The organism is Pseudomonas sp. R37(2017), assembly GCF_002113375.1.
Classification (GTDB): domain Bacteria; phylum Pseudomonadota; class Gammaproteobacteria; order Pseudomonadales; family Pseudomonadaceae; genus Aquipseudomonas.
Map to the genome: position 1 here is coordinate 1 of NZ_NEHO01000042.1, position 3,395 is coordinate 3,395.

The following is a 3,395-nucleotide window of genomic DNA, read 5'->3' on the forward strand; positions in this document are numbered from 1 at the left end:
ACACCCCCACTCAGACGCCGGATAGATGAAAGCAAGCCAAACACAACATCAAAAACAGTATTGCAGAAAAGGGGGTAACCATAGATGTAGGAGCGAGCATGCTCGCGATGGTCGATAACGATAACGCGGGGAACCTGATGCCCCTCGGTGTAGCGTCCACCATCGCGAGCATGCTCGCTCCTACAGGGGTTCAGCGTTCAGGCAGTTTCCAGCGCTCACGCAACTGCTCGTACTGCGCTTCAGGCAGTTGCACCAGCACAGGGGATTTGTTCGGGTCCAGCCAGTCGAGCAGCCGTGCGATGTTCGCCGGTTCCATGGCCGTACAGCCACGGGTCGGCGCGGTGGGGCCGCGCCAGATGTGGAAGAAAATGCACGAGCCGGCAGTTGGAGAGGCCGGTGTGTTGTGCTGGATGACAATGCCTTGGCGATACAGCTCGTCCGAGCGGCGCATCCGTTCGGAGCTGCGCCAGTCTTTGGCGACGAGCGCTGCGTCGACCAGTTCGTTGTAGTGCGCCGATTGGCTGTCATCCACGCATTCGAGGGTCGGCGTCAACGATAGATAAGGCAGGCGGGTCTCGGCCGAAGGCTCATAGCCGAACGCTGTGCCCAGCGTGAACATCCCGGCCGGCGCCTTGCCATCACCTTCCTGTTTGACCGGTCCTTCAGGTTGCCCGATATCGAGCAGCCCCTTGCCCCAGCCCATGCCGTTCTTGCCGAGCACCACCGCAAACGGCGCTTCGAACTTTGCAAAGGTCTTGCCGCGCCGTTCATAGCGTTGGGCTGTGGCCTGAGTGGCATCCCAGCTTTTGCTGGTGACCACGATCAGTTGCTCGCTGCCGTCGAGTCCCTGGGCCATTGCGGTCAACGGAAACAACGCCACCCACAGGGTCTTGAGCAGAATGTTCATGGCGCCCACGGTGTAATGGGGAAATCCATGACGTCAGGCTTCTGCGCATTCCCGCTGTACGTGAAGTGCCACCACTCGGCCGAATACCCCACGAAGCCTTCCTTGGCCATGGCACTGGTCAACCGCTGGCGATTGGCTTTGGCCGTGGCGTTGATCAGCGTCGAGTCGGTGTGCGCCCGCTCATCGAAGCAATCGAAACCGGTGCCCATGTCGAGGGCACCGTCGCGCCAGCGCTGGCCGTAAGAGGCGGTGCAATCCACTGGCGTGGCCGAAGGTGTCCAGGTGTCGGCGGGCAGGGCGTCGGGGCCGGTCAGGGTCAGGTCGACGGTGTTGCCCCGGGAATGATTGGACACCCGAGCCACATAACCCAGGCGCCAGAAGTCCTGCTTGTCGACCCGTGGATAGAACTCGGTCTTGAGCGGGTCGCCGGGTTCGCTGGCGAATCGGCCCATGTCCGCCACCGCGCGGGTCGGGCGATAGCAGTCGAATACCTTCAAGCCGTAGCCCTCGGCCTTGAGGGCCGTTTGCACCCGGGCCAGGGCGCTGGCTGCCTCCGCCGACAGCAGACATTCTGCCGCCTGATAGCCGTCGAGCGGGTGCCCGGTGAAGTTGTGGGCGCTGGCGTAGCGGATGTCCTGCTCGATGCCCGGGCCGATGCTGCGCACATACACCATGTGCCCGGGTTTCAACTCGTCGGCCATGCACGGCAGGGCAAGGCTCAGGCACAGCATCGATAGACAGGGTGAACGCAACATCGGGAACAGCTCCATGCATGACCAGTCATGCCATCATGGCTTGAAACCGTCCGTACCTCCATGAAGTTGTTGATCGGCGTGATAGGACGAACGCACCAGCGGCCCGGACGCGACGTTCTTGAAGCCCATGCGCGTGCCTTCCTCGGCGAACCAGGCAAAGGTGTCCGGATGCACGAAACGCTGCACCGGCAAGTGGCTGCGCGAGGGTTGCAGGTATTGGCCGAGGGTCAGCATGTCGACGTCGTGCTCGCGCATGCGTTGCATGACCTCGATGACTTCTTCGTCGGTTTCGCCAAGGCCCAGCATCAGGCCGGATTTGGTCGGCACATGGGGTACCGATCGCTTGAATTTCTGCAGCAGGTCCAGCGACCACTCGAAGTCCGACCCCGGCCGCGCAGCCTTGTACAGGCGCGGTACGGTTTCCAGGTTGTGGTTGAACACATCCGGCGGTTCAGTGGCGGTGATCGCCAGGGCTACGTCCATGCGTCCGCGATAATCCGGCACCAGGGTTTCCAGTTGCACGCCGGGTGACAGCTTGCGGATCTCACGCAGGCAATCGACAAAGTGCTGGGCACCGCCATCGCGCAAATCGTCGCGATCCACCGAAGTGATCACGACGTACTTCAGGCGCAGTTCGGCGATGGCCACGGCCAGGTTCTGCGGTTCGTTGGCGTCCAGCGGCTTGGGCCGGCCATGGCCGACATCACAGAACGGACAGCGTCGGGTGCAGATGTCACCCATGATCATGAACGTCGCGGTGCCGCCGGAGAAACACTCGCCCAGGTTCGGGCACGAGGCTTCTTCGCAGACGCTGTGCAGCTTGTGCTTGCGCAACAGTTGCTTGATCCGCTCGACCTCGGGAGAGACCGGCATGCGCACGCGAATCCAGTCGGGTTTGCGCGGGAACTCATCCGTGGGAATGATCTTCACCGGGATCCGCGCGACCTTTTCCGCGCCGCGCAGTTTGGTGCCGACCTCTACTTTGGCCGGGCTGTTGCCGGTTGATTCGACAATGACATTCATGGTTCTTTCCTTGTGCCGCAGGGTACAGAACCTGTGGGAGCGGGCTTGCTCGCGAAGAGGGCGTGTCAGTCACCATCAATGTTGATTGACGTGCCGCCTTCGCGAGCAGGCTCGCTCCCACAAGGGTTTTTGTGGTGTTGGCTCAGTCGCGATAGACCGGGAAGTCCGCGCACAGGGCGGCCGCCTGGCGGGCGACATTGGCCTCGATGTCGGCATCGCCCAGGTGATCGAGGATGTCGCAGATCCAGCCCGCCAACGCGATGCTTTGCGCTTCCTTGAAACCACGGCTGGTGATCGCCGGCGTACCGATGCGCAGGCCGGAGGTCACGAACGGCGACTGCGGATCGTTGGGCACGGCGTTCTTGTTCACAGTGATGTGGGCGCGACCGAGGGCGGCATCCGCGTCCTTGCCGGTCAGGCCCTGACGGATCAGGCTGACCAGGAACAGGTGGTTGTCGGTGCCACCGGACACCACGTCATAACCGCGCTCGATAAACACCTGCGCCATGGCCTGGGCATTGCGGATCACCTGCGCCTGATAGGTCTTGAAGACAGGCTCCAGCGCTTCCTTGAAGCACACGGCCTTGGCGGCGATCACGTGCATCAGCGGACCGCCCTGGGCACCGGGGAATACCGCGGCGTTGAGCTTCTTCTCGATTTCTTCGTTGGCCTTGGCCAGGATCAGGCCACCACGGGGACCGCGCAGGGTC

At 62.5% G+C, this 3,395-nt stretch carries 3 protein-coding genes and 1 pseudogene; all 4 read right to left on the reverse strand.

Annotated elements, in window-relative coordinates; genetic code table 11:
- Window positions 1-190 precede the first annotated feature (190 nt).
- The gene (locus CAG47_RS27560) at window positions 191-907 is read right to left on the reverse strand and encodes a L,D-transpeptidase (protein ID WP_085729439.1); all 717 of its coding nucleotides are present in this window, start codon (window positions 905-907) and stop codon (window positions 191-193) included.
- Complete coding sequence (locus CAG47_RS27565) at window positions 904-1,662, reverse strand: M15 family metallopeptidase (protein WP_085729441.1); 759 nt, start codon at window positions 1,660-1,662, stop codon at window positions 904-906. Before CAG47_RS27565 ends, CAG47_RS27560 begins: the two co-directional genes overlap by 4 nt.
- Before the next feature lie 33 nt (window positions 1,663-1,695).
- Window positions 1,696-2,685 carry a lipoyl synthase gene (lipA, locus tag CAG47_RS27570; RefSeq protein WP_085729440.1) on the reverse strand — a complete coding sequence of 330 codons (990 nt, stop codon included), beginning with the start codon at window positions 2,683-2,685 and terminating at the stop codon, window positions 1,696-1,698.
- A 142-nt stretch (window positions 2,686-2,827) separates the two neighbouring features.
- A pseudogene (gene glyA, locus CAG47_RS27575) lies at window positions 2,828-3,395 on the reverse strand (serine hydroxymethyltransferase); the annotation flags it as partial.

Excerpts from the sequence above, each read along its gene's own strand:
- lipA (WP_085729440.1), bottom strand. The coding sequence starts at position 2,685 with ATGAATGTCATTGTCGAATCAACCGGCAACAGCCCGGCCAAAGTAGAG.
- CAG47_RS27565 (WP_085729441.1), bottom strand. The coding sequence starts at position 1,662 with ATGTTGCGTTCACCCTGTCTATCGATGCTGTGCCTGAGCCTTGCCCTG.
- CAG47_RS27560 (WP_085729439.1), bottom strand. The coding sequence starts at position 907 with ATGAACATTCTGCTCAAGACCCTGTGGGTGGCGTTGTTTCCGTTGACC.